21 protein-coding genes, 1 pseudogene and 1 other annotated feature are annotated in these 25,547 nt (G+C 37.4%); of the genes and pseudogenes, 4 read left to right on the forward strand and 18 right to left on the reverse strand.

Annotated features, from left to right (window positions below; genetic code table 11):
* Nucleotides 1-3 precede the first annotated feature (3 nt).
* The 4 genes and pseudogenes from IGK81_RS07695 to IGK81_RS07710 form a co-directional block, all read right to left on the reverse strand.
* Nucleotides 4-1,044, reverse strand: coding sequence for a DUF916 and DUF3324 domain-containing protein (locus tag IGK81_RS07695; RefSeq protein WP_034698318.1), 1,041 nt, complete (start codon nt 1,042-1,044; stop codon nt 4-6).
* Nucleotides 1,041-1,751 (reverse strand): WxL domain-containing protein, encoded by a 711-nt coding sequence (locus IGK81_RS07700; protein ID WP_010737764.1) that lies wholly within the window; start codon nt 1,749-1,751, stop codon nt 1,041-1,043. The genes IGK81_RS07695 and IGK81_RS07700 overlap by 4 nt, the downstream gene beginning before the upstream one ends.
* 17 nt (nt 1,752-1,768) lie before the next feature.
* Nucleotides 1,769-2,437 (reverse strand): annotated as a pseudogene (locus tag IGK81_RS07705) (WxL domain-containing protein).
* Nucleotides 2,403-2,744, reverse strand: a complete 342-nt coding sequence (locus tag IGK81_RS07710; protein ID WP_010737766.1) for an LPXTG cell wall anchor domain-containing protein — start codon at nt 2,742-2,744, stop codon at nt 2,403-2,405. The pseudogene IGK81_RS07705 and the gene IGK81_RS07710 overlap by 35 nt, the downstream one beginning before the upstream one ends.
* Before the next feature lie 507 nt (nt 2,745-3,251).
* Nucleotides 3,252-3,490 (forward strand) — a binding site (T-box leader).
* Between the two features lie 133 nt (nt 3,491-3,623).
* Here IGK81_RS07710 and brnQ point away from each other — a divergent pair.
* On the forward strand, nt 3,624-4,982 hold the full coding sequence (gene brnQ / locus IGK81_RS07715) for a branched-chain amino acid transport system II carrier protein (RefSeq protein WP_034698322.1): 1,359 nt from the start codon (nt 3,624-3,626) through the stop codon (nt 4,980-4,982).
* Nucleotides 4,983-5,117: 135 nt separating this feature from the next.
* Here the strand turns inward: brnQ and IGK81_RS07720 are convergent, their stop codons facing one another.
* A complete protein-coding gene (locus IGK81_RS07720) occupies nt 5,118-5,393 on the reverse strand; it encodes a hypothetical protein (RefSeq protein WP_010737768.1) in 276 nt (91 codons plus the stop codon).
* A 14-nt stretch (nt 5,394-5,407) separates the two neighbouring features.
* Nucleotides 5,408-6,625 carry a radical SAM/SPASM domain-containing protein gene (locus IGK81_RS07725; protein WP_181878296.1) on the reverse strand — a complete coding sequence of 406 codons (1,218 nt, stop codon included), beginning with the start codon at nt 6,623-6,625 and terminating at the stop codon, nt 5,408-5,410.
* 789 nt (nt 6,626-7,414) lie between these two features.
* Here IGK81_RS07725 and IGK81_RS07730 point away from each other — a divergent pair.
* Nucleotides 7,415-7,870 carry a helix-turn-helix domain-containing protein gene (locus IGK81_RS07730; protein WP_010718891.1) on the forward strand — a complete coding sequence of 152 codons (456 nt, stop codon included), beginning with the start codon at nt 7,415-7,417 and terminating at the stop codon, nt 7,868-7,870.
* A 360-nt stretch (nt 7,871-8,230) separates the two neighbouring features.
* Here IGK81_RS07730 and IGK81_RS07735 read toward each other — a convergent pair whose 3' ends face one another.
* The 11 genes from IGK81_RS07735 to IGK81_RS07785 all read right to left on the reverse strand — a co-directional run bounded on the left by IGK81_RS07735 (nt 8,231) and on the right by IGK81_RS07785 (nt 21,793).
* The gene (locus IGK81_RS07735; protein ID WP_034698325.1) at nt 8,231-9,016 is read right to left on the reverse strand and encodes a glucose-1-dehydrogenase; all 786 of its coding nucleotides are present in this window, start codon (nt 9,014-9,016) and stop codon (nt 8,231-8,233) included.
* A gap of 199 nt (nt 9,017-9,215) precedes the next feature.
* On the reverse strand, nt 9,216-10,151 hold the full coding sequence (gene ribF / locus IGK81_RS07740; protein ID WP_010718889.1) for a riboflavin biosynthesis protein RibF: 936 nt from the start codon (nt 10,149-10,151) through the stop codon (nt 9,216-9,218).
* Between the two features lie 2 nt (nt 10,152-10,153).
* Nucleotides 10,154-11,077, reverse strand: coding sequence for a tRNA pseudouridine(55) synthase TruB (gene truB / locus IGK81_RS07745; RefSeq protein WP_010718888.1), 924 nt, complete (start codon nt 11,075-11,077; stop codon nt 10,154-10,156).
* Nucleotides 11,078-11,739: 662 nt separating this feature from the next.
* Nucleotides 11,740-12,087 (reverse strand): 30S ribosome-binding factor RbfA, encoded by a 348-nt coding sequence (gene rbfA / locus IGK81_RS07750; protein ID WP_010718887.1) that lies wholly within the window; start codon nt 12,085-12,087, stop codon nt 11,740-11,742.
* Nucleotides 12,088-12,106: 19 nt separating this feature from the next.
* Nucleotides 12,107-14,461 carry a translation initiation factor IF-2 gene (infB, locus tag IGK81_RS07755; protein WP_034698328.1) on the reverse strand — a complete coding sequence of 785 codons (2,355 nt, stop codon included), beginning with the start codon at nt 14,459-14,461 and terminating at the stop codon, nt 12,107-12,109.
* Nucleotides 14,462-14,473: 12 nt separating this feature from the next.
* Nucleotides 14,474-14,785, reverse strand: a complete 312-nt coding sequence (locus IGK81_RS07760; RefSeq protein ID WP_010718885.1) for a YlxQ-related RNA-binding protein — start codon at nt 14,783-14,785, stop codon at nt 14,474-14,476.
* Entirely contained in the window at nt 14,782-15,075 is a 294-nt protein-coding gene (rnpM, locus tag IGK81_RS07765) for an RNase P modulator RnpM (RefSeq protein ID WP_010718884.1), read from the reverse strand. The genes IGK81_RS07760 and rnpM overlap by 4 nt, the downstream gene beginning before the upstream one ends.
* A 23-nt stretch (nt 15,076-15,098) precedes the next feature.
* Nucleotides 15,099-16,286 (reverse strand): transcription termination factor NusA, encoded by a 1,188-nt coding sequence (nusA, locus tag IGK81_RS07770; RefSeq protein ID WP_034698331.1) that lies wholly within the window; start codon nt 16,284-16,286, stop codon nt 15,099-15,101.
* A 21-nt stretch (nt 16,287-16,307) separates the two neighbouring features.
* Nucleotides 16,308-16,781, reverse strand: coding sequence for a ribosome maturation factor RimP (rimP, locus tag IGK81_RS07775; protein ID WP_010718882.1), 474 nt, complete (start codon nt 16,779-16,781; stop codon nt 16,308-16,310).
* A gap of 143 nt (nt 16,782-16,924) precedes the next feature.
* A complete protein-coding gene (locus tag IGK81_RS07780) occupies nt 16,925-21,277 on the reverse strand; it encodes a PolC-type DNA polymerase III (protein ID WP_034698557.1) in 4,353 nt (1,450 codons plus the stop codon).
* A 150-nt stretch (nt 21,278-21,427) separates the two neighbouring features.
* A complete protein-coding gene (locus IGK81_RS07785) occupies nt 21,428-21,793 on the reverse strand; it encodes a winged helix-turn-helix transcriptional regulator (RefSeq protein WP_010737776.1) in 366 nt (121 codons plus the stop codon).
* A gap of 131 nt (nt 21,794-21,924) precedes the next feature.
* Here IGK81_RS07785 and IGK81_RS07790 point away from each other — a divergent pair, with 131 nt between their 5' ends.
* Nucleotides 21,925-22,767, forward strand: coding sequence for an aldo/keto reductase (locus IGK81_RS07790; RefSeq protein ID WP_034698333.1), 843 nt, complete (start codon nt 21,925-21,927; stop codon nt 22,765-22,767).
* Between the two features lie 16 nt (nt 22,768-22,783).
* Complete coding sequence (locus IGK81_RS07795; RefSeq protein WP_034698335.1) at nt 22,784-23,578, forward strand: SDR family NAD(P)-dependent oxidoreductase; 795 nt, start codon at nt 22,784-22,786, stop codon at nt 23,576-23,578.
* A 196-nt stretch (nt 23,579-23,774) separates the two neighbouring features.
* On the opposite strand, the gene IGK81_RS07800 is transcribed toward IGK81_RS07795, so the two are convergent.
* A complete protein-coding gene (locus tag IGK81_RS07800) occupies nt 23,775-25,478 on the reverse strand; it encodes a proline--tRNA ligase (RefSeq protein ID WP_010718877.1) in 1,704 nt (567 codons plus the stop codon).
* Nucleotides 25,479-25,547 lie beyond the last annotated feature (69 nt).

Genomic DNA, 25,547 nt, shown 5'->3' on the forward strand with positions numbered 1-25,547 from the left:
TCCTCACCTACCTTTTTGTTGGAACAGTTTGTAACTTAAGAACACAATGATCCCTAATAGTAAGCCGCCTATCCCAATAATCATCGGCAGATAAGATACTTCTGCTTTTTCTTCTGTAATTGCTTCATCATTGATTTTTTTGGCATTTTCTGGTTTGATCGTAAATGTTTTTGCTAAATGCCATTTCTTTTGATTATTTTCTGTTGTCGCATCCACTGTTAACATATAAGTTCCCGGATCGATTTTCTTCTTGTTGACACTGATCGGAAAATCAAAGTTCGTATTGGGTGCGATCGACATATGATCTTTGTTTGCTGTATACAACACTTTTGATGAGCCTTTTTTAGTGATCGTCGCTTCCGTATGAACTTGACTGATGATCGTTGATGTAGGATTTTGTAAATGTGCAAAAATCGTTGCATACGAATTTTGTAACCCAGTTCTTACAGAAATCAATTTCAAATCTGGTGAGACAGGTTTACTGTTGTTCCTAAGCTCAACCCCAATAACATAAGCATACTTATTTCGAATCGCTGTTCCAGAAACTTTTTCACTTTGGTTCTCTTTTTTCGTTACATGGATACCTCCTAAAAGAATCCCGTCAAATGATTCTTTTGGCATTTTCAATTGAAAGTGCACTTCTTTTGCTTCTCCAGCTGGAATTGTTACTTCCTTTGCATCAGTGGTTAAGCAATCACTGACTTGGTATTTGGCAGAGGCATCCTTTTTAACTGTTCGTTGATTATAATCGATCACACCGTTTGTGTTGGTCGCTGCATTGTTGATCTCTATTTCAAAGACACTTTCTTTTTCTCCGACATTGGATAAATGAATGGATAGGTCGCGCGTTTCATTTGGTGCTTCAGTTAAATCAAAATAAGATACATCTTTATTTGTTTGTTCTTCAGGTATATTTGCACTTACACTATATGCAGATTCAGCTGAATCTGCATATGAGGTAAGCGAATTGACATCAAGGATTCCCCAAAATCCGATGATGCCTGTGACTAAACAAATAAAACGATGATGACGTTTATGCATCATTGTGCATCAGTTGGACCTGCAGTAAGGGTCCAAGTAATCGTTGCGGTATACTCTTTTGCTTGAGCAGAACCAGCAGGAACAGTCAATTGAACATTTGTATTGTTTCCTTCTTCTCCTTCAAATACATCTAACCAAGTTCCCTGACCATTCAGACTTTTTGCCGTCATAACTGGTTGAGCTTCATGATTGTTAAAAGTGAAATCAAAAGCATCAGGTTTGCCGCTGATGTTATCAGAAGTCGTTCGAGTATCTCCATTCGCAAATGATAGGATTGCTCCTTTTAATTCAGTGCTGTCAGCTGCTGAAAATTTTGAAGCAGTCGCAGTTAGTGACCAGCCACCAGCTACTCCTCGTTTATCTGTAATTTGAACAAATGGTTTTGCATTTGCTGCGACATAGACTTTTTTATTTTGTGAAATTTCTTGTGTACCAAAACTGATATTGGACACATAGTCAATTGAAAGTGGTCCTTGATCGCCAGTTCCATGATTGTTAGGATCATCTGGATCTACTTCGTCTGGTTTGTCGATTGGATCATCTGGATTATCTGGATTCACTGGTTTGTTGGAATGGGTATCATTCCCTTCGAATGTGATCTTTGCTGTTGAAGTTGCTGAATCACTCATTTCTTCTGCATAGATGGTCATACTCATGGTATTAATGGCTAACACACTTAATAATGTAGTTGCTAGAATATTTTTTTTCATGTTTCTTCTCCTTTAGATTAAGCTGGTGCGTCTGTTAATGTCCAAACAAGTGTGGCAGAATAAGTTCCCGCCAAGTTACCAGAAGGTACTTTTAATGAAACAGCTTCTGCTGACATCTGATCTTCCCAAGTCCCTAGACCGGTTGTTGCGGCAGCAAACATAATATTTTGCGCATCTTTATTTACTGTTACCGTTGCCGTTTCAGCTGCCGGAGATTGATTCTCTGTCACCGTTTTTGCTGTCCCTGCTGGCAAGCTTAGTTCAGCCCCAGCTAACGCAACACCATTTTCAGTATAAAATCCTGCTTTTTCACTATCATAGCTAACTTGTAAGTTCCAACCTGCACCATTTCCTCGTAGATCAGATATTTGTGTTTCAACAAATTCATCTGAATTCCCAGCTGTATAGTTTTTTGTTTCACTAGCGATTTTTTATGTACCGAAGTCAATATTTGAGATATAGTCAATACGTAAAGCACCGGTGTTTCCTGTTGGAATATACGTACCTGGTACATCTGGTGGATCAATTGGATCCGTTGGTTCATCCGTTTCATCTTGTTTCTCTAACCCAACTTTAGCGATACTTGTGCCATGAGTATCATCGGCTATTTCTGCATAAACGGTTGTTGCTTTCGCACTAATAACGAATGTGCTAAATAGTGCGATTGTTAAAACTACTTTTTTCATTTTTTTCCTTCTTTCCTTTTCTCAGTAAGAGGAAACCTCCTGCTGCTGTTACAATGAGTCCACCACAGATCATCAAAGAACTACTCTGCTGATCAATTGTTTTTGGGAGCTTTCTTTGCATCATTCTTTTTGTCTGCCCGTCTTTCTCTTTTGCCAGATCTTCTGATGATGCATTTGAAGGATTTGGTACAAAGCGGATCCCCGCTGTGCTTTGTACAGATTCAGCGTAGACAATCATTGTTCGCGTATATGCCTCAATGGTCAAAAAAATAAGGAACAAAAAGAAAACAATCGTCATCTTTCTCATCCACTTACCCTCACCTTTCTCTTTACAGCAAATGTAACAAAACCTCCTTTTTTTAATCTTCGCTCAATTGGGTAAATCCTATTTTACTTATATTCATTCTAAAAAAAGGCGTTTGAAACCGTTTAACCTTGCAATTTTTGCTTTTTTTGTCTTAAAAGATGAATCGAACGACTAACTGATAACAAATCGGTGTGATCGATCAAATTTCAAAATTGTTGTAGAGATAGTCAAATAAATACTTTGCTAACAATCGTTGGCTGTTTCTAACAATCTCAAAGAATATTCCCCACATTTTTCAAGCCATTAAGTATTCGTTTCACTATTTATTATGTAGACACTTAACTACGCTTCTGTCCTTAACGAAGACTCTTACAGCAATAAAAATTGACCATAATTAAGAAGAAAGAAAAAAATCAATGGTGAACGTTTCATCCAAATCTATTGACAGAAAATTCAATTTTTTACTTTTTTTGTCTTGACACTGTCCATCATTGCTTCTATAATGAACAAAAATCATTGATAGAGAGAGTAACGAATAATAAGCATTTTAGAGAGCGATTGGTTGGTGGAAAATCGTAGGTCTATTATTTGTGAAAGTAACTCTGGAGATGCACAAGTGACGTTAGAAGTTTGTGCCGGTGATCCCCGTTATCGGATAATGCGCTTCACTATTAGTGAGTCGCTAAGAGATTGTTTATTCATAAACAAAAAAAAACGGTGGTACCGCAATGTCAATTGCCCGTTGGAATAATTATTCCAACGGGCTTTTTGTGTTTTTCACCAAAGAAAGGAAAAGATATATGCAAATTTTTAGACAAAGACGAGTCAGACGTTTAGCTTCATTTCATTTATGTTAACTAAACGATTAAGGAGTTATTTATGATGGAAAAATTATCAACAAAGAAATTATTTTTATTAGCTTCACTCATTTTCGGAATGCTTTTTGGAGCAGGTAACCTTATTTTCCCTGCTCATTTAGGTCAACTTGCAGGTAGTCATTGGTTATCTGCTGGGATTGGTTTTTTGATCTCCTCTACTTTATTACCTTTAGCTGCACTGATTGCCTTAAGTAAAACACGCTCAAGCGGGTTGTACGATTTTGCTAAACCAGTGGCTGCGTGGTATGGTACCTTATTTCTTATTATGAACCATATGGCCTTAGGACCTTTATTCGCCACTCCCAGAACTGCTGCATTAGGATATCAATTTAGTTTAGGAATGATTTTACCAGAAAAGTATACAACGATTGGCTTATTTATCTTTTCGGTTATTTTCTTTGGCTTAGCCTATTATTTATCAACTCGTGAATCAAATTTATTAAAAATCATTGGAAAATATTTAAACCCATTATTTTTAATTTTACTATTCGCTGTGTTTATCGTCGCTTTGATTCTTCCGTTAGGACCATTGGATGCCAAGCCTGTACTGGATTACCAACAAGCAGCAACTACCAACGGCTTTATCGAAGGATATAATACAATGGACGCATTAGCCTCATTAGCTTTTGGAATTACGATCATTCGTGCGCTTCAAGGAATGGGGATTCATGATGAAGATCAGATTGCTAAAAATACTGTAAAATCTGGTCTATTAACGATGGTTTTATGTGGTGGTATCTATTTGGGGATTATTGCATTAGGTACGATGTCTTTAAATCGCTTTGGTATCTCCGAAAACGGAGGGATTGCATTAACTCAAATCGTCCAATCCTATTTTGGTAAAGTGGGATTGATTTTTATGGCCTTGATGACGCTGTTAGCAGTTTTCACTTCTGCGATGGGATTGATTGCCTCATTTGCCCAAGATTTCTCTGTCCGCTTCCCTAAGATCGGCTATAAAGGATGGCTTCGAATCACTACATTACTTTCTTTTATTACCGCAAACTTTGGACTTGACACCATTATTGCTTGGACCATGCCATTTTTAATGATTCTTTATCCTCTTTCCATGGCAATGATCATCCCAGCACTTTGCTCTGCCTTTTTCCAAAATCGCAGAATCGTTTATCAATTGACGACAATCTTTACAGCCATACCTGCTTTATTTGATGGTATCAAAGCATTACCTATTCAAAATCATTTGACAACAAATTTAACCAATTGGTATGTTCATACGATTCCATTTGCTTCCAGTGGTGTTGGTTTTATCCTACCAGCAATCAGTGGCTTTATCATAGGCGTACTGTATTGTTTAATTTTTAAACAAAGAACTGAGTTAGACCCTTCTCTATCTAATTGAGTCTTGTAACGGACAAAGAGAAGTTTTACCGAAATATGACGCTTCATTTGATAATTTGAGTGAAGCCAGAAGAAAGAAGCAAAAAAGAACAATGTTGATTATCTTTTGATAAACACATTGTTCTTTTACTAGTTTTCATTGATTGACCTGATCTTGTAAGAGAATTTGATTGTTGATCAGATCTGAGATAAACTCTGTGATATATTTTTCTTTTTCTTCATTAGAATAGTCACCAGAATCAGCAAATCGTATTAATACTTTTTCTTTTACATGACTAAGTGCTACATTTGTTTTTAATAATTCAAATATATAGATCGATACTTCATTATCTAAAAGATAGATTTCATCATTCAAGGAAAGATAGAGGTCGTTCCCTAATTTCTCATAGGCCAATTCGCCGTTCAGTCTCACCTAATCACGCTCCTTCAGGTCATTTCTGTCTGTTTCCAGATACGATACATTTGATTTTTTATTAACTCTTGCAATAATTGACATTCAGAGCGATCCACTCCATGAATATCATTGGTATGATAATAATGTTGCGCACGACAACCACCACCGCATAAATAGCGAAAAGAACAAGTTTGACAACCAGATAAATGATGGATATTTTGAGATTCAAGCAATTCTATCTCTTTATGGTTATAAATATCAGCTAATTTGTTTTTTCTGATATTACCTAATTTATAGTCATCTGTCTCCAATAATTTACATGCAAAAATATCCCCAACTGGATTGATAACTAACTCTCCCAAACCCAAACCACAAGATTCTTTAATTGTAAATGGCTTTAAAAATGCAGATCGTTGAGCACTTTTTTCTTTGCACTCGATTTCTTTTCTTTCTTCAAAAGATAATGAAATATCTGCCATACTACCTCTTCCTAATTCGCTAAATCCACCTAATTTATAGGCGATTCCATTCTCTTTAAAAAACTCAATCGTTTGATCAACTGATTTTAAGTTATAGTTGGTAACGGTTGCATTAACGTAAATATTATGGAAACCGATATCTAAAAGATTACGGATACCTCTCATTGCTATTTCATAACAACCTCTACCACGGTTCTTGTCATTCTCTTCTTTATCAATCGAATCCAAGCTGATGGTCATTGATTCGCATCGATCTGCCAAGAATTGTGCATTCCTTTTTTTTCCAATCAAGGTTCCATTAGTGATCAAACCAACCGATAAGCCTAGTTGATAAGCATAATCGATATATTTTAAAGAATCATGATTCAGTCCTATTTCTCCACCAGTAAAAATGACTTTTTTTACACCACAGTCTTTTAATTGATCTAATAGTTGGAACCATTCAATAAAAGACAATTGATCCGGATAGTTCTTGGTCATATCTGCTTCTGCGTAACAATACACACATTTTAAATTACATTGATGTGTCAACGCCAAATAAGCGGTTTCAGGAATGGTGACTTCATTTTTTTTTACTTTTAATGGCTCATCTAATAGAAGCTGAAAGATTTTTAGTTTTTTTTGCGTAGACTCGGATAACGATGAATACTTTCGTAGCTTCACCAACTCTAACTCTTCTTTAGAAATCACTAGCCAGCTGCTTCTTAGAACATTATGGAGAATCACTTCATCAAGAAAAGGATAAGCGTATAAATTTTCCTTGATTTTCATAGATCACTCACCTCTTTTATTAGCATCACAAACGAATAATAACATTTTGACTATATTAAATAGGAAAATAAAGTCGCCTTTTTAACAGGGGAGTTTTGTAGGGCAACTTTATTTTCCAATTAAAAATGGACATCGGAAGACTAGATTAAGAACCGTTACCAATCAATAACCCACAAGAACATGGGGACAAAACATTGCCAGAGATTTTTTTTAGTACAGGTTTCGTAAACATAACAAGTCTCCTTTCTGAACTTTTAGGAAAAAGCACGATAATATTCATTTTTTTTCCTAAATATAGTATAAACTTTGAATGAAAATATTGTCAATGACGGTTCGAGAGAAAAATTATTAAAACCTTAGTTATAAAATAAAAAAAATTAAACAATTTATGCGTTTCTTTTATATAACGCTAAAATTTCTAAGACACGTTGATTTGTTCTTCTGACTTATTTGATTGGATTCATTACTATCTATAAGTAAATTTGTTTTTATTTTATTTCATCACCTCAAATTTCCATAGTGATCATAAATTTCCATTAAGTTATTTTAAATAACGATTTTTTAAGTTTAAATTTGAAAAACACTGCTTTATCTGTTTATTTTATTCTAAACATAACGATTATTTAACGAACAAATCTATTTTTTTCATAAGAATTTTAGTATAATTACAATCTATAAAGTATATTTAATTCCTCATCAATCTGAAACTAACTTTTGGGTCATAAGGACTTTATTTTAATTCGATACCACGGTGTTTAAATAAGTGGTTTAATTTTTAGGAGGGATATATTGAAAGGTTATTATTCAGTACAAGAATTAGCCGACCAACTTGGTGTGACGACTCGTTCAATTCGAAACTATCTGCACGAAGGGAAATTAAAGGGAACAAAAGTTGGAGGAAAATGGAAGTTTTCTGAACAAAATTTGTTTGATTTCCTTTACGGTGACAAGGAAAATCTAATGATCCAAAAAGATTATCAAGTGACGCTTGATGTCCCTGTCACATTAAAATTATCTCTTGTAACAGATGATTTTCACGAAATGGATGCCTTTAAAGAGCAACTTTTTAACTATCATTCAGAGGTTTATGCTAATAAAAATGATCGATTGATCCAATACACGCATTTCAAAGAAAATGAATATGATATCTTAATTGGTGGTAACTTTAATTATGTCACTAATTTCGGGTCATGGATCTATGAACAACTACAAAAACAAACATCCATTTCACTAAAAAAGAATTAGTTTTTTATTTGGAAAAAGAGACTGTGAAAGAAGCGATTTGCTCTGATGACAATAAGCCTGAATTTTTTGAAACAGCTTCCCATGTTTCAAAAAATTCAGGCTTATTTCAAGAACTGGATGCATAAGCACCGTGCATAAGAGATTGCGAAAAGAGCGTTTGACCTGAATACTCACCAAGTAAAAACTAAGACGAATAAACGTAGGAGCAATCAAGATAAAAATCTCGAAACAGCTCCCCATGTTTTGTGGATTTTTGTCTTATTGGCAAAGGTCAGCTCTTTGAATGTCGTTTACTGTTTTTTTAGATTCTGAATTTATTATTTCCCATATTTCTTGTTTCTATAATAATGGTAAGTAGCTTTAACCCTTACCACCTTGAAAGGATGGATATAGTTTCATGCCACCATCTACAAATAAAGTAATTCCTGTCACATAACTGGATTCATTAGAAGCGAGCCAAGCAGCAGCAGCGGCGACTTCCTCGGGTTTACCCACTCGTTCCATTGGTATCATGCTTTCTAGAATTTCTTTTTCTTTTGGATCTTCAAATTTTTCTGCATTAATCGGAGTTTTGATCGCCCCTGGTCCAATACTGTTGATTCGAATATTTTCTGGTGCGTACTCCATGGCTACTGTTTCTGTAAACAGCTTGACACCGCCTTTTGATGCTGCGTAATGAGCAAATGTCGGCCAAGGGATTTGTTCGTGAACGGAGGACATATTGATAATATTACCTTTGATCTGATGAGTTTTAAAATAATTCAACGCTGTTTTTGTCCCTAAAAATACGCCTGTTAGGTTCACCTTTAACACTTTCTCCCAATCTTCTAATTCCAGCTCATGGGTTGGTTTTTGCGTTTCCATACCAGCATTATTAACCCAGATATCTAAACTTCCGAATGTTTCGATTGCTGCTTTGAGCAGACGATCCATCCCTTCTTCTGTACTGACATCCGCTTCGACAGCTACTGCTTTGCCACCATTTTTTTCGATCTCGGCTACTGCTTCTTGTGCCCCTTCTTCATCCGAATGATAGTTGACAACCACACACATTTTTTCTTTACCAAAGCGTTCACAGATTGCTTTACCGATCCCTTTTGATCCTCCAGTTACTACTGCCACCTTATTTGTTAGATCTTTATACATATACTTTCCACCCTTCTTTTTCACCTACTGCATACTTCCTATATCAAGTGTACAATAGCACCCTGTCTTTTAGGCAAACGATACGCTTATTCGATCGATTTACTTTTTTCTATAATAAAAGAGTCAGCATGCTACTTGCTGACTCGAATGATTTCACCAAAAAAGGCTTTTTTATTGTCTTCAGTTAAATTCAATACTTTTATTTAAAATAGTCCGCTGTCGCTTTTTCGTCTGCTTTCAGTTGTTCAATCAATGATTCAACGTTTGGAAATTTCACTTGGTTTCTCAAAAAATGATGCCAACGGACTTTTACATGCTCTCCATAGATATCTTGAGCAAAATTTAAAATATATAATTCAACGGTAAGTTCACGATCATCACCAAAGGTATCATTATGACCTATTGATCCCATTGCTTGATACCACGTTTCACCAACTTTGATCTCTGAAACATAGACACCTTCTTTTGGAAGATGAACAGTACTTTTAACTTTGATGTTAGCTGTTGGGAATCCTAGCAGGCGGCCACGAGCATCGCCATGGACTACCACCCCTTCGACCTCGTAAGCAGCCCCCAATAAACGTGTTACTTCATTTATTTCTCCTGCGTTTAATAATTCACGTATCCGTGTCGAACTAATCTTCTCGCCACTGTCTTCTTCTTTTGGTACAGTGATGATTTCAAATCGATTTTTTGCATAACTTGGTAAGTGCGCTACATCTGCAATTTCTTTAGGTCCGTAAGTATAGTCAAAACCAGAAACAGCATATTTTGCATGAAGTCCTACGATATATTGATCAACAAATTCTTGTGGAGCTAAATGAGCAAACGATGACGTAAAATCGATTTCGTATAAATAATCAACACCTAATAGGGCCATTTTTTCTTCTTTTTGTTCCAGAGTAGTCAAATATTTTACTTGACTTGGATTTATTTTTTTGAAGACGATTGAAGGATGTTGGTTGAAAGTCATCAAAGCTAATTTCAATCCTTCTTTTTTAGCAATTTCTTTTCCCCGATTGATAACACGTTGATGGCCTAGATGTACCCCGTCAAAAAAGCCTAAAACAAGTACAACGTCTTCTGGTGGGATCTGATCTGCTTGATAAGGATGTCTAATTTTGATAATTTTCATTTTTATACCTCATTCCTCAACACTTTGCTTGGTTTTAATTTATTTTTTTCTTTTGGATTTGGCTGGTAAATACTTACTACTTTGTCTTGGTAAAAAAGTGCGATCTCTTCTGTCGGCATTTCTGCTAAGTTAAATACCTGATAATCTAAGCGCATACCATTTTTAACTTTTTCCCAAACACGATCACTAATGTCTACTCTCTTAAAACGAGCAACACCAGCTTCTAGTGGCAATAAATGTTCTTCAAAGGTTCCTGCAAGCATATAATCTGCTACTTGCTGTAAAGTGATTGCCTGCTCCTTCTTCATTCCTCCACTAGCTGTTCGAGTTAGATCGGACATGTGAGCAGGATAGCCTAATTTTTTCCCAGTATCAACAGCAAGCGTTCGTACATAAGTCCCTTTCCCGCATACTACCTCAAAACGCCAAGATAGCAACCCCTTCTCTTGGTCCCAATGCACGTCACTTGTTCTTTCAAAACGTTCAATCTGCGCTTTACGCACGGGACGTGTAACTGTTTCATTGTTTCTGGCATACTCATAAAGACGTTTGCCGTTCACTTTGACAGCTGAATACATCGGTGGTATCTGAGTGATTTCCCCGATAAAACTTTTCATCGTTTCATCAATTTCTTCATCACTGATTAATCGATCAACTGTTTTACTTTCGACGACCTCACCAGATTTGTCTTCTGTCGTTGTACTAAATCCTAATGTAATCTCTCCTTGGTATACTTTTCCTGCATCGCTTAAATATTCGATAACTTTAGTCGCTTTTCCAAGGCAAATCGGTAACACACCATCAACATCAGGGTCTAACGTACCACCATGACCAATTTTTTTCATATGTAAGATTTTTCTTAATTTAAATACACAATCATGACTTGTCATGCCACGTTCTTTCCACAAAGGTAATAATCCATCCATGTTTTTTCTCCCTATCCAATAAAATATCAACTTTGTCATTATAACACATCCCACAATAATGTGACGATTTTACCTTTTTTCGCTACGTTTTTATTATTTGGCAACAAACTTGTAATAAAACTTCACAAACCTGTAAATACAATTCATGTTATTCTCTTAGACAAAGGCAAGCTTGAATCCTTCATTTGCAGCCTTTGATTAAAACGAGTCGCAGCTTTTAAGGAATAAATGATCCTAGTCTTCCCCAAAACAAAAAACTGAGGGTCATATACGAATCTCGAAAAGAGTCTGAAGTATAAATCTAACTCTTAATAAACGGTGTCCAAGAAGCCACTTCTTAAAAATAAGAGAGAATTTTTCAAAATAAGAAAAGCTATTTTAAAAGATTCTCTCTTATTCGTTTGGAGTTGACCGCTTCTTTCACAACCTGTTCGAGACACGTACAAATTGCTCATTTTTTTCTCATGTATTCTGTACAGTAAAATTATGGTACTGTGCGTTTGTCATTTTAAACTACTTGCATTGTGTAGTTTGAACTTTTTTTCTAAAAAATTGGATGATGGTGTAACTGCGGTATCTCTGCTTTATAAAAAGCTAAAACTAAAAAAACTACTAAAAAAGAGCTATAACCCCACTTCTTAAGGTTTATAGCTCTTTTTGTTTTAATCTTTATTTAAATTACGAAGCAACTCATCAATGTGGTTACCATACCCCACTGACTCATCTAATTCAAAAGTTAATTCAGGCGTTTTATAGATGCTTAAGTTGTGTCCTAATTCACGGCGAATCAGTCCACTTGCTTTTGCTAGGCCTTCCTGTGCTTTTTTCTTATCTGAAGCTAAGTCAGATAAAATACTATAATAGATGGTTGCTTGTTGTAGATCTCCCGTAACGTGGACATCAGTGATTGTCACGTTTTCTACACGAGGATCACGAACTTTTTTGCGTAAAATATCATTTACTTCTTTTAAAATTTCTTGACCGACTCGGCGGTCTCGATAGTTTGCCATATTGAGCGGCCTCCTAAAATTAATTTGTTTTGATTTCTTCCATAATGAAGCCTTCGATGACGTCATCGACTTTGATGTCATTGAATTTTTCGATCATTGCACCACATTCATAACCCATTTTAACTTCTTTTACATCGTCTTTGAAACGTTTCAAGCTAGCTAGTTGTCCTTCGTAAATGACGATACCATCACGGATCACGCGAACGCCACTATCACGTCGAATGTATCCTTCTGTGACATAAGCCCCAGCGATCGTTCCAACTTTTGATACTTTGAATGTTTCTCGAACGATCATTTGACCAGTGATTTTTTCTTCAAACTCTGGATCTAGCATCCCTTTCATCGCTGTTTCGATTTCTTCGATTGCTTTATAAATGATTCGGTGTAAACGAATGTCCACTTCTTCATTATCCGCTTGAATTTTAGCTTGTGGTGTAGGACGAACATTGAACCCAATGATGATCGCATTACTTGCTGCTGCAAGGGTTACATCACTTTCATTGATGGCACCAACTGCAGAATGGACGATTTTCACACGTACGCCTTCTACATCGATCTTTTGCAATGAAGCAGCCAATGCTTCTGCAGAACCTTGTACATCAGCTTTAATGATAACATTTACTTCTTTTAATTCGCCTTCTTTTAAGCTTTCAAACAAGTTGTCCAATGTTACCCGACTAGTGATCGCACGATGTTCTAACAACGCACGTTTGGCACGTTCTTCACCGGCTGCACGAGCAGTTTTTTCATCTTCAAAGACAACAAAGCGGTCACCTGCTTGTGGCACATCGTTTAACCCAGTGATCTCAACTGGTGTTGCTGGTCCAGCAGATTTTTCACGACGACCTAAGTCGTTGACCATCACACGCACACGTCCATAGGTATTTCCTACTACAATTGGGTCACCTACGTTTAAAGTCCCTTGTTGAACAAGTAATGTTGTAACAGGTCCTTTTCCTTTGTCTAGACGTGCTTCAATTACTGTACCAATTGCTCGTTGTTTAGGATCTGCTTTTAGATCCTCTACTTCCGCAACTAGCAAGATCATTTCCAGCAATTCGTCAATATTTTGACCAAATTTAGCAGAGATTTCAACGAAAATCGTTTCTCCACCCCAAGCTTCTGGAATCAATTCATATTCACTTAATTCTTGCATCACGTGTTGAGGATTTGCCCCTGGTTTATCAATCTTATTAACAGCAACGATAATTGGTACGCCAGCTGCTTTCGCATGGTTGATTGCTTCGACTGTTTGTGGCATAACACCGTCATCTGCTGCTACAACTAAGATCGTGATATCAGTGATACTTGCTCCTCGCGCACGCATACTTGTAAATGCAGCATGCCCAGGTGTGTCTAAGAATGTGATTGGTTTGCCATCGATATCGATTTGGTAGGCACCGATATGTTGTGTAATCCCACCAGCTTCGCCACTTGTTACTCGTGAATGACGTAATGTATCAAGTAATGTTGTTTTCCCGTGGTCGACGTGTCCCATGATTGTTACAACTGGTGGACGAGAAACCAATGTATCAGGATTTAATTCTTCTGGTTCAAAGAATTTGTCGATATCTGCGATATCTACTTGGATTTTTTCTTGTGGTTCCATCCCATAATCTGTTGCTAAGAGTTCAATCGTATCTTTATCTAGTGCTTGGTTTTGGTTGACCATTACGCCAAGCATAAATAATTTTTTGATGATCTCTGCTGGTTCACGATGGATTTTCTTTGCAATATCCGCAACGTTCATGCCTTCAGTATACTCTAATACTTCTGGTAACTCACGGAATTTACGTGGTGGTACAGCAGGTTTATTGGAAGTTTGTTGTTTTCCTTTTTTCCCTTTTTTGTTAAAACGATTGCGGTTGTTATTGTTAAATTTACCACGATTATTATTGTTGTTACGGTTTTGGTTACCACCTTGGTTTGATCCTTGGCGATTTTGGTTTCCGCCTTGTGTTGATCCTTGGCGGTTTTGATTGCCACTTTGTGTTGCTCCTTGACGGTTTTGGTTATTTCCGCCTCCATTATTACTTCGGTTTTGGTTTGTTGATTGGTTTTTTCCTTGATTCACTTGACCGCTCCCTTGACCGCGATCTTGATAGTTGCGGTTATTTTTTTGTTGTTTCGTTTTTGTTTCTTGTTTCTTTTGTTCATTCGGCTGGTTTGTGGCTGGCTTTTGGCTGGCTTGCTGTGCTGGTTTTTCATTCGTCTGTGGTTTTTTGAACGCTTGTTGCAACTTCTTTTCATCACCAGTTGTGATTGCTCCCATGTGATTCTTCACATTAATCCCAAGTTGCTGCGCCTTTTCCACAACGTCTTTACTAGGCTGATTTAATTCTTTTGCTAGTTCATAAATTCGTTTGTTGCTCATGCAATCACCTTCCTAACCTTCAATTAGCTCCTTGGTTTTCTTCGCAAAACCGTTATCTACGATTCCAAATACTTTGCGAGGCTTCCCAATCATCTGCGTGATTTCAGCTTCGGAAAATAGTTCAAAGCAAGGAACTTCATAATATGAACTCTTATCTTTCACTTTTTTCTTCGTATTCTCACTCGCATCATTTGCTACAAACACGATCTTTGCTTTCTGTTTACGAATGTCTGCAATGGTCAACTCCTCGCCGGTAATCAACTTACCAGCGCGCATCGCTAACCCAATGAGATTCATGGCTTTTTGCCGATTTCCTTCATTCATTTACCGAATAGCTCTTTTCGTGCTTTTTGATGGGTTACATAATCGAGTAACTCTTGGTAGAATTCATCTGTCAAAGTCGTTTCTAACGCCCGATCAAGAATCTTCTTATCCCAAGCTTGTTGTACTTCAGCTGGCTCAAGTGAGACATACGCACCACGGCCTGGCATTTTCCCAGTGGGATCAATCGATACTTCCCCTTCTTTGGAACGGGTAATTCGAATCATCTCTTTTTTGGGTTTCATTTCACCTGAAACCACAGATTTGCGTAAAGGAATCTTCCTTTGTTTCATCTCTTCGCCTCCTAAGCTAATTGTTAAGCATCTTGATCCGTATTTTCAACTGTTTCATCGTTGAAAGCAATCGTTTCATATTCATCATCTGTATAATCAGATTGAACGATCACTTCATCATGAGCGACTTCTTCAGAAGCTACTTCTTGATCTTGCGCTTGTTTTTCATAATATTCAGCCATATCTGATTCTGACTTGATATCGATTTTGTGATTTGTTAGTTTGGCAGCCAAACGTGCATTTTGTCCACGTTTACCAATCGCTAAGGATAATTGGTAATCTGGAACGACAACGGTACAAGCTTTAGGATTTTCTTCATCAAAAATCACATCGATCACTTGCGCTGGATTCAGAGCATTCGTGATAAATACCGCTGGATCTTCGTTCCACTCAACGATATCCATGTTTTCACCCTTTAATTCATTCACGATCGCTTGCACACGCTGGCCTTTTGGTCCAACACAAGTTCCAACTGCATCAATATTTTCATCATTTGAACGAACGGCTACTTTTGAGCGATCGCCCGCTTCTCTAGCAATGCTTACGATTTCAACGATCCCATCGTAAACTTCTGGCACTTCTTGTTCGAATAAACGGCGTAATAGATCTGGATGGCTACGGCTAACGAAGACTTGTGGACCTTTTGACGTATTTTCTACACGAGAAACGTACACTTTGATACGATCATGCGGTTGATAAAATTCATTAGGCATTTGATCTTGTTTCGATAAAACAGCTTCGATCTTTCCAAGATTTACATAGATATATCGTTTATCTTGACGTTCAACGATACCTTGCATAATGTCTTTTTCATACGCGCTGAACTCATTGTAAATGATGGTTCTTTCTGCTTCTCTGACACGTTGTAAAATAACTTGTTTTGCTGTTTGTGCAGCAATTCGTCCAAAGTCTTTTGGTGTCACTTCAAAACGGATGGTATCACCAATCTCATATGCCGGATTAATCAAAAGCGCATCTTTTAATGATACTTCTAATTGTGAATCCATTACTTCTTCAGTAACTTCTTTCACAGCATAGACGTGAATTTTCCCTTTCTTTTGATCAAATTCAACTTCAACATTTTGAGCTTGACCATAATGGCGTTTGTATGCAGAAACTAAAGCAGCTTCTAAAGCGTCGATCACGATTTCTTTTGAAATCCCTTTTTCAGCTTCTAATGCATCTAATGCGTTTAGCATTTCTTTACTCATTTTTCTGTTTCCTCTCCGTGATTAAAATTGGATCGCTAAGCGAGCTTTGGCAATATTTTTTCGGTCAAGAATTAATTCTTTTTCCCGTGTTTTTATGCGTATTTTCAATATCAGCTGTTCAGCATCAACTGATTGGAGAAATCCTTCATATTGTTTTTCTCCATCAACTGGTTGATAAAGAGAAACATGGATATATTCTCCAAGCGCTTTTTCGTAATCTTTCTCTTTTTTTAATGGGCGTTCTGCCCCTGGAGATGATACCTCTAGAAAATAAGCTTGTGGGATAGGATCTGGATCTGCTGCATCAAGTTTTTCGCTAAGTTTTTCGCTAACCCATGCACATTCTTCGATATCGATTCCGCCATCTTTGTCAATGAATACTCGTAAGAACCAACTTTTGCCTTCCTTCACAAATTCTACTTCGACAAGTTCAAAATTTTGTTCCTCTAAAATCGGAGTCACCATTGCTGTGACTGTTTCAACGACGCTACTCAAAAAGTTCGCCTCCTTAAAATTGCTTCCGTAATTCCATTAAAAAGAGTGAGCGAAAATTCCGCTCACTCACAGTTAGTATCATTACCTATAAATAACTATACCATATTTCATTTAAAATGACAAGCTTCCACGCTAACCCTTGATTAGAACATATCAAACAAGGAAAGTTGGTTTTCATCTGGAAGGTCTTTCAATACCCCGTTGTCGTTCATATACTCAATCAACGTTTTAGAAACTTTTCCTCGTGTAGCAAGATCTTCTTTTGATAAGAATGGTCCATCTTTTCGTGCTTCAACGATTTGTTTTGCAACGTTTGTTCCTAAACTTGGGACAGCTCTAAATGGTGCGATCAATGTGTCTCCTTCGATCACGAAGTTCACGGCATCTGATTTATATAGATCGATCATGCCAAAATGGAAGCCTCTTTCCAACATTTCATTCGCTAATTCAAGGACGGTCAACTGATTTTTCTCTTTGACTGAGGCATCCAAACCTTTATCTGTGATTTCTTTCATCGCTTGTTTTACCGCATCTTTCCCTTTACACATAGCCACAAGATTAAAATCATCCGCTCGAACTGAGAAATAGGCACAATAGTATAAAATAGGGAAATAGACTTTAAAATAAGCTACACGTAAGGCCATCAAAACGTAAGCCGCTGCATGGGCTTTTGGGAACATATATTTGATTTTAGAACAAGAATCAATGTACCAATCTGGAACATTGTTTTCTTTCATGGCGGATAGATAGGTTTCTCGTAATTCATCAGGGATCTTGTTCCATAGCCCTTTACGAACGGTTTCCATAATCTTAAAAGCCATCCCACTATCTAATCCAGCATGGATTAAGTAAACCATGATATCATCCCGACAACCAATTACTTCAGCCAAAGTTGCATCCCCACGTTTGATCAATTCTTCTGCATTGCCTAACCACACATCGGTCCCATGTGATAATCCAGAAATCTGTAAGAGTTCAGCAAAAGTCGTTGGATGTGTTTCTTCCAACATTCCCCGAACAAAGCGTGTCCCAAACTCTGGGATACCTAGTGTCCCTGTTTTAGAATAAATCTGTTCACTGGTAACGTTCAAGACATCTGGACCGGCAAAAATTCTCATTACTTCTGGATCGTCAGTTGGGATCGTTTGTGGATCGATTCCCGATAAATCCTGCAACATACGGATTACTGTCGGATCATCATGTCCCAGAATATCAAGCTTCAGTACATTATCATGGATAGAATGGAAATCAAAATGCGTTGTTTTCCATTCTGAATTTTGATCATCTGCTGGATATTGGATCGGTGTAAAATCATATACGTCCATGTAATCGGGAATAACGATGATCCCCCCTGGATGTTGTCCAGTCGTTCGCTTCACGCCAGTCGCACCTTTGGCTAATCGATCAACTTCAGCACTGCGAAATTGTAAATTATGATCTCGCTCATAACCTTTAACAAAGCCATAAGCTGTTTTATCGGCAACTGTACCGATTGTTCCTGCTCGATAAACATATTCTTCCCCAAACAAAACTTTCGTATAGTTGTGCGCTTCTGCTTGGTAATCACCTGAAAAGTTCAAATCGATATCTGGTACTTTGTCTCCATGGAACCCTAAGAACGTTTCAAAAGGAATATCATGGCCATCTTTATTTAATCGTGCGCCACATTTCGGACATTTTTTTTCAGGCATATCAAACCCCGAACCGTAAGTACCATCTTCAAAGAATTCTGAATACTGGCAATCAGGACAATAATAGTGAGGGGCTAATGGATTTACTTCAGTGATCCCAGTCATTGTCGCAACAAAACTAGAACCAACTGATCCACGTGAACCAACTAAATAACCATCTTCGTTACTTTTATGCACCAGTTTTTGCGCAATCAAATAGATCACAGAAAACCCATTCCCGTTGATCGAATTCAATTCTTTTTCTAATCGTTTTTCAATGATTTCTGGTAATGGATCACCGTACAACTGTTTAGCTCTGGTATAACTCAAATCAGAAATCTCTTCTTCAGATCCAGGAATTTTTGGCGTATACAAATCATCTTTCACCGGAATGACCTCTTCACAAAGGTCAGCAATCTTATTCGTATTGTCAACGACGATTTCTTTCGCTAGATCTTTTCCTAAAAAGTTAAAAGCAGTCAACATCTCATCTGTTGTTCTAAAATGCACATCAGGCAAACTATGTCGGTTCAACGGATTAGCCCCACCCATTGAATTAATCAAAATCTTCCGATAGATTGCATCTTCTTCATTAAGGTAATGCACATTCCCAGTAGCAACGACGATTTTGTCCAATGACTTTCCGATTTCAACTAGATTTTTGATGATTTCTTCTAAATCATGTTCATTTTTGACTAGTTCTTGCTCAAGCAATGGTGCATAGACCGCTTTTGGCATCACTTCAATATAATCATAAAATTTTGCTCGATTTCTAGCTTCTTCAATTCCTTTTTGCATCATTGCTTCGAAAATCTCACCTTTATCACAAGCAGAGCCAATGAAAAGATTCTCACGTAATTTCTTCAGTTGTGAACGAGGAATACGTGGGACACGTTCAAAATATTCCACATTCGACATCGAGATTAATTTGAATAAATCTTTTAATCCAGCTTGATTTTTCGCTAAGATCGTCACATGAAATGGCCTTGCTCGTTTATATGAATCGCCTTCTCCCACATGAGCATTGAGTTGATCATGGTAGAGCATCTCATGGTTTTCCATTGCTTCTTTAACGAAAATCCATGCTAAATGACCTGTCGCTTCAGCATCGTAAATCGCTCGGTGATGCTGTTCAAGACTGACACCAAATTTTTTAGATAACACACCTAGACCAAATCGTTTAAATTGAGGATACAGATATCTGGCTAATTCCAGCGTATCGATGACTGGATTCGTCGCCTCTGGGATTCCATATTTTGCATAACTTGTATTCAAGAATCCCATATCAAACGCGGCATTATGGGCGACCAGAATCGAATCTTTTGAAAACTCGAGAAACAAACGTAGGACTTCTTCTTCTGATTTAGATCCTCGTACCATTTCATCTGTGATCCCAGTTAGATCAATCGTTGTGCGGGAAAGTGGGTGTCCGGGATCAATAAATTCATCAAAGCTTTCAATGACATTCCCTTTATACATCTTGACCGCAGCTAATTCGATGATCGTATCATAAACAGCAGATAGTCCAGTGGTTTCCACGTCAAATACGACATATGTTCCTTCATTCAAAGAAACATGTTCATCATTGTAAGCAATCGGCACACCATCATCTACGACATTGGCTTCAACCCCATAAAGAATTTTCACGCCTGCTTTTTTACCGGCACTATGCGCTTCAGGAAATGCTTGTGCCCCTCCATGATCCGTGATCGCAATCGCTTTGTGTCCCCATTTTCCAGCTTGAGCTACAAGGTCAGAGATACTATTGGTTGCATCCATCGTACTCATATTACTATGAACATGTAATTCCACTCGTTTCTCATCGTCAGGAGCATAGTCTTTACGAGGTGCATGCTTCACCTCAATGATATCTTGTGCATTCATCACCAGGTCTCGCACAAATGTATCTTCTTGGATACTTCCTCTAACTTTTAACCAGCTTCCTACGCTGATTGCATCAAAGATTTGTTCATCTTTTTCATTATTTGAAAATTTCTTAACAATAAAAGAAGAAGTATAATCGGTGATTTTTAACGTTAGAATCTTACGTTTTGAACGTAGCTCACGCACTTCTTTATCAAATACATAGCCTTCCAAGGTCACACGACGTTCTTCTTCAACGATATTGATCATTGGTATTGTCGGTTCATCTGCTGGAATATTACGACCTAACTGGATCGGTCCATCTAGTACAGGAAGTTGCTCTTTTCTTTCTTTTTTCTTTTGTTCATGGACAATCAAACTTTCCGCAGCTTGCTTCATGAACGCTTCTGCTTGTTCTTGCTTCCGCTCTTCAAACAGTTTTAGCACACGTTCTGCTTGTTCTTCATCAATTTCAGGTTCGATACGAAATTTAGGGAACCCGTAGCTGACAAACAGCGTTTCAACTAAAGGTAGATATTGTTGCTTTAAATAATTAATAGCGCCATTACTATCGACTGGCAAGACAATTTTCTTTTCCTTCAATATAGGGACTTGTGTTTTTAAAACTTGTTGAGCCAACGGCGTATCGCATTGTTGGCTTTCTAAAGCTTGTGCCCAATAATCTTGTAATAATTTTTCATCAAACTGCTGATCATCAGCTTTGATAGTTAATCTGATCTGTGCAATATCTTTAAATGCCAGTGTCAAATTTTGGAGCAATGATCGATAAAGCATGATCGGTAAAATTTGAGTAAAGTGTAGGGTAAACTCCCACAATCTTGATTTGCGGTGAACCACTACACGCTCCATTTCGCCAGCAGAGATTAGTGGATGATTTTTTTCCACTTCTTCTAGTTGGATTTGTTCCAACAATTTTTCAAATAACTCTCGTTTTTCTGACAAAACCATACGCCCTTTCTGACGAGGACAAATCAATGCTATTTCATTTGAACCTCTTCTTCTTTCAGTACTATTTAGTATACCCGTTTTTACATGGATTTACATTAAAAAAACGACAAAGAATTTTCTTTCTCGTTCTAAATCGTTGATTACTTAGCTAAATGAATCCTCACAACGTAAGCTGATTGGTACTCCTTGCTCTTGCAACGTAGTAACATGCAGTTCGCCCCAATCACATAACGCATCTAACACACTACTTAATGTTTGACCATATTCACTTAAGGAATAAACAACTTTTGGTGGAACCTGATGATATGAGGTTCGTACAACAATACCGTCTGCTTCTAATTCACGCAATTGTTGAGTCAACATCTTTTGGCTAAGATTAGGAATTTTTCGTTTTAAGTCGCTGGGACGAAGCGGACTGTGACGCAGGTTGCATAAAATAATCGGTTTCCATTTCCCACCGATAACATCCATCGTGGCTTCTACACCAATATTATACGTTTTTTCAATCATATTTCCCTCCTAAAATCCTTTTACTATCCAATAGTTACTTTTTAGACACTATAGCACAATAAAGTAGGTACTATCTATTAGAGCCTATCTAGTATACATTATATCTATTGAAAATTAAAGGAGGAGTATAGATGATCCATTCATTGAATGATCGAATCATGTTAAATAACCAAATAGAAATTCCAGGGATAGGACTTGGTGTCTTTCAAATCCCTGATACCCAAACTGCTGAAGTAGTCAAAGAAGGCATTGTAAAGGGCTATCGGTTGATTGATACTGCTCAAATATATGATAATGAAATTGGTACAGGAATCGGAATCAAAGAAGGGCTGAAAGCTGCTGGAATTTCTCGAGAAGAACTATTCGTAACCTCCAAAGTCTGGAACGATCATTTAACCTATGACGAAACAATCCAAGCTTTTGAAACCAGTTTAGCACGTCTAGGACTAGACTATCTAGATCTTTATTTAATCCATTGGCCTGGCGAAGATGCATTTTTAGAGTCATGGCGTGCTTTGGAAAAATTATATCAAGCGGGGAAAATCAAAGCGATTGGTGTTAGCAATTTTCAAATCACTCATTTAGAAAAATTATTGACACATGCGAATGTCATTCCCGTTCTCAACCAAGTGGAACTACATCCAAAGTTATCTCAAACTGAACTACGCAATTTCTGCGCAAAACATGCAATAAAGATCCAAGCGTGGTCCCCTTTGATGCAAGGGAAACTATTGAATCACCCAACTATAGTAGAGATTGCTGAAGCGCATCATATTACTCCAGCCCAAGTAATCTTACGTTGGGATGTCCAGCAAGACATCTTATTAGTGGTCAAGTCAGTTAAGCCCGAACGAATGAAAAGTAATGCTGACATTTTTGATTTCGTTCTTTCTGAAGATGAAATGACGGTTTTGAATGCACTGAACGAGCATTTTCGGGTAGGACCAAATCCTGATACATTCGATTTTAAATAAAGGAGGAAGATGTAAGATGGAACTAGGTTTATCTCATAAGGTTGCGTTAGTCACTGGCTCAACAAAAGGCATCGGAAAGGCCATTGCGATTGAATTGGCAAAAGAAGGTGCAGATGTCATCATCAATGGTCGTCACGCGCCGCTTGTTGATCAAGTGGTCACTGAATTAAAAGAAAAATTCCCCCAAACTAACCCTCAGCGTGCGCCATTTGATTTAGCAGATCCAGAAGCACGGCAAGAACTGTTTACGCAATTTCCTACAGTAGATATTTTGATCAATAATATGGGGATTTTTGAACCGATGGATTATTTAGCTATCACAGATGATATTTGGGAACATTTTTTCCATGTCAATGTTCTTGCTGGAAATGCATTAGCCAAAAATTATTTACCTAAAATGTTGAAGCAAGATTTTGGTCGTATCCTTTTTATTGCGAGTGAAGAAGCAGTGATGCCTTCAGGTGAAATGGCTCAATACAGTATGACCAAAACGATGAATCTTTCTTTAGCAAAAAGTTTATCCAAATTGACTGTTGGCTCTCAAGTGACCGTCAACACGATCATGCCTGGCTCCACCTTGACAGAGGGCGTTCAAGAAATGTTAACAACAATGTACGCAGACAGCCAATTGCCTGAATATGAATGGGAACAAGATTTTATGAAAAATCATCGTCCACTCTCACAGATCCAACGCTTGATCCGACCAGAAGAAATCGGGCGATTTGTTACATTTGTTTCTAGCCCCTATGCAACTTCTTTTTCTGGCGCTGCCTTGCGACTTGATGGAGGATTGGTGCCAACGATTTATTAAGAACGATTTTGTAACACAAATCAATTTCTTCTTACTAAAGAGCCAGTATGATTTTTCATTCGAACAAATGTGAGAAACAAAAAACGAAGGATACCGAGCCAAAACTTGCCTCAGTCTCATTAGAAAAAAGACAAGCCCAACTATTTGTTAGGCTTGTCTTTCATTTCAAGCAAGAATTTTCTTTCTTGACTGTATTTTATTGATTTAAAAGAATGGGTAACGTATTTGCTAGCTCTTCTTTGCGAACTTCAACCATTTCCCCAGTTTTCTTAATTTTGACTTCAACGATACCATCCACCGCTTTTTTACCTACTGTAATTCTAATTGGACAGCCAATTAAGTCAGAATCTGCAAATTTCACACCTGCACGCTCATTACGATCGTCAACGAGTACTTGATAACCAGCAGCCAACATCGTTTGTTCAACTTCTTCGGTTAAGTTCGTTTGGTTTTCGTCTTTTAGATTCATTTGAACAACATGTAAATCAAAAGGCGCGATTCCTTTAGGCCAGTTAATGCCATTTTCATCTGAATTTTGTTCAACGATTGCTGAAAGCAGACGACTTACGCCAATTCCGTAACAACCCATAATGACAAATTTTTCACGTCCATTTTCATCTAATACGGTTGCGCCCATTGATTCACTATAGCGTGTGCCTAATTTAAAGATATGTCCGATTTCGATTCCACGTGTAAATGCCAATACACCATTATTATCAGGTGATGGATCTCCTTCTTGAACAAAGCGAAGGTCTTCATATGAGATCACTTCAAAATCTCGTTCTGGGTTGACATTCACATAATGGAACCCAGTTTCATTCGCTCCAGTAATAGCGTTCGCTAAGTCTTGGACATGACGATCAGCGTAGACTTTTACTTCTTCTGCTACACCGATTGGACCAACAGAGCCGAAATCTGCTCCTAGGTATTTTTGAGCATCTTCTTCTGTTGCTTCTTCTAAGAAATCAACCGCTAAAAAGTTTTTCAGTTTCACATCATTGACATCGTGATCCCCACGTACTAATACCAATACTGGGTTTTCGTCTGCCATAAATAAAACAGATTTGATGATTTTTTGTGGCTCAGTTTCAAAGAAGTTCGCTACTTCTTCAATCGTTTTTACATCTGGTGTCGCAATTTTTTCTAATTCAAGTTGTGTTTCATGTGATTTTTTAGGGACATAATAACTTGTCGCCATTTCTAAGTTAGCGGCATAATCGCTTTCTGTTGAGTAACAGATCGTATCTTCACCGATTTCTGAGATCGCCATGAATTCTTTTGAATCTTTACCACCCATTGCGCCACCATCACCAATGATTGCTCGGAAATCTAACCCACAACGTTTGAAAATCTCAGTATATGCTTTTTCATAATCTTTATACGCTTCATCTAAACTTTCTTCTGATGAATGGAAAGAGTAAGCATCTTTCATAATAAATTCTCTGCCACGTAATAACCCAAACCGTGGACGTTTTTCATCACGATATTTTGTCTGGATTTGGTAAAGGTTCAACGGCAATTTTTTATAGGAATTGACTTCATTGCGAATCAATTCAGTAAATGTTTCTTCATGAGTTGGACCTAAGATCATTTTGCGATCATTACGATCATTGAGACGATATAAATTGGGGCCGTAAGTTTCATAACGACCAGATTCTTCCCACAATTCCGCAGGTAAGAGAGCTGGCATCAACATTTCGACAGCGCCAATCTTTTCAAATTCTTCACGCATGATCGTTTTTAATTTTTCCAATACACGATTAGCAAGAGGCAAATAAGAATAAATACCAGCTGAAACTTGGCGAATATACCCTGCTCTTAATAAAATTTGATGACTTAGTACTTCTGCATCATTTGGAACTTCTCGTAATGTTGGAATCAACATTTTTGATTGTCTCATTCTATATACTCCTTCATTTCTCATATAATCATTTATCGTTTGTAATTATACCCTATTTATAAACTTTTT

Source organism: Enterococcus sp. DIV0703 (assembly GCF_051711065.1).
GTDB classification, from domain to species: Bacteria; Bacillota; Bacilli; order Lactobacillales; family Enterococcaceae; genus Enterococcus_B; species Enterococcus_B hirae.

Bases quoted from the DNA above. Each gene is read 5' to 3' on its own strand.
- truB (WP_010718888.1), bottom strand. From the start codon at position 11,077: ATGGATGGATTATTACCTTTGTGGAAAGAACGTGGCATGACAAGTCAT.
- IGK81_RS07800 (WP_010718877.1), bottom strand. From the start codon at position 25,478: ATGAGACAATCAAAAATGTTGATTCCAACATTACGAGAAGTTCCAAAT.
- rnpM (WP_010718884.1), bottom strand. From the start codon at position 15,075: ATGAAACAAAGGAAGATTCCTTTACGCAAATCTGTGGTTTCAGGTGAA.
- IGK81_RS07700 (WP_010737764.1), bottom strand. From the start codon at position 1,751: ATGAAAAAAAATATTCTAGCAACTACATTATTAAGTGTGTTAGCCATT.
- IGK81_RS07725 (WP_181878296.1), bottom strand. From the start codon at position 6,625: ATGAAAATCAAGGAAAATTTATACGCTTATCCTTTTCTTGATGAAGTG.
- IGK81_RS07695 (WP_034698318.1), bottom strand. From the start codon at position 1,044: ATGATGCATAAACGTCATCATCGTTTTATTTGTTTAGTCACAGGCATC.
- IGK81_RS07735 (WP_034698325.1), bottom strand. From the start codon at position 9,016: ATGTATAAAGATCTAACAAATAAGGTGGCAGTAGTAACTGGAGGATCA.
- brnQ (WP_034698322.1), top strand. From the start codon at position 3,624: ATGATGGAAAAATTATCAACAAAGAAATTATTTTTATTAGCTTCACTC.
- IGK81_RS07760 (WP_010718885.1), bottom strand. From the start codon at position 14,785: ATGAATGAAGGAAATCGGCAAAAAGCCATGAATCTCATTGGGTTAGCG.
- IGK81_RS07710 (WP_010737766.1), bottom strand. From the start codon at position 2,744: ATGAGAAAGATGACGATTGTTTTCTTTTTGTTCCTTATTTTTTTGACC.
- IGK81_RS07795 (WP_034698335.1), top strand. From the start codon at position 22,784: ATGGAACTAGGTTTATCTCATAAGGTTGCGTTAGTCACTGGCTCAACA.
- IGK81_RS07785 (WP_010737776.1), bottom strand. From the start codon at position 21,793: ATGATTGAAAAAACGTATAATATTGGTGTAGAAGCCACGATGGATGTT.
- rbfA (WP_010718887.1), bottom strand. From the start codon at position 12,087: ATGGCAAACTATCGAGACCGCCGAGTCGGTCAAGAAATTTTAAAAGAA.
- nusA (WP_034698331.1), bottom strand. From the start codon at position 16,286: ATGAGTAAAGAAATGCTAAACGCATTAGATGCATTAGAAGCTGAAAAA.
- infB (WP_034698328.1), bottom strand. From the start codon at position 14,461: ATGAGCAACAAACGAATTTATGAACTAGCAAAAGAATTAAATCAGCCT.
- ribF (WP_010718889.1), bottom strand. From the start codon at position 10,151: ATGAAAATTATCAAAATTAGACATCCTTATCAAGCAGATCAGATCCCA.
- IGK81_RS07790 (WP_034698333.1), top strand. From the start codon at position 21,925: ATGATCCATTCATTGAATGATCGAATCATGTTAAATAACCAAATAGAA.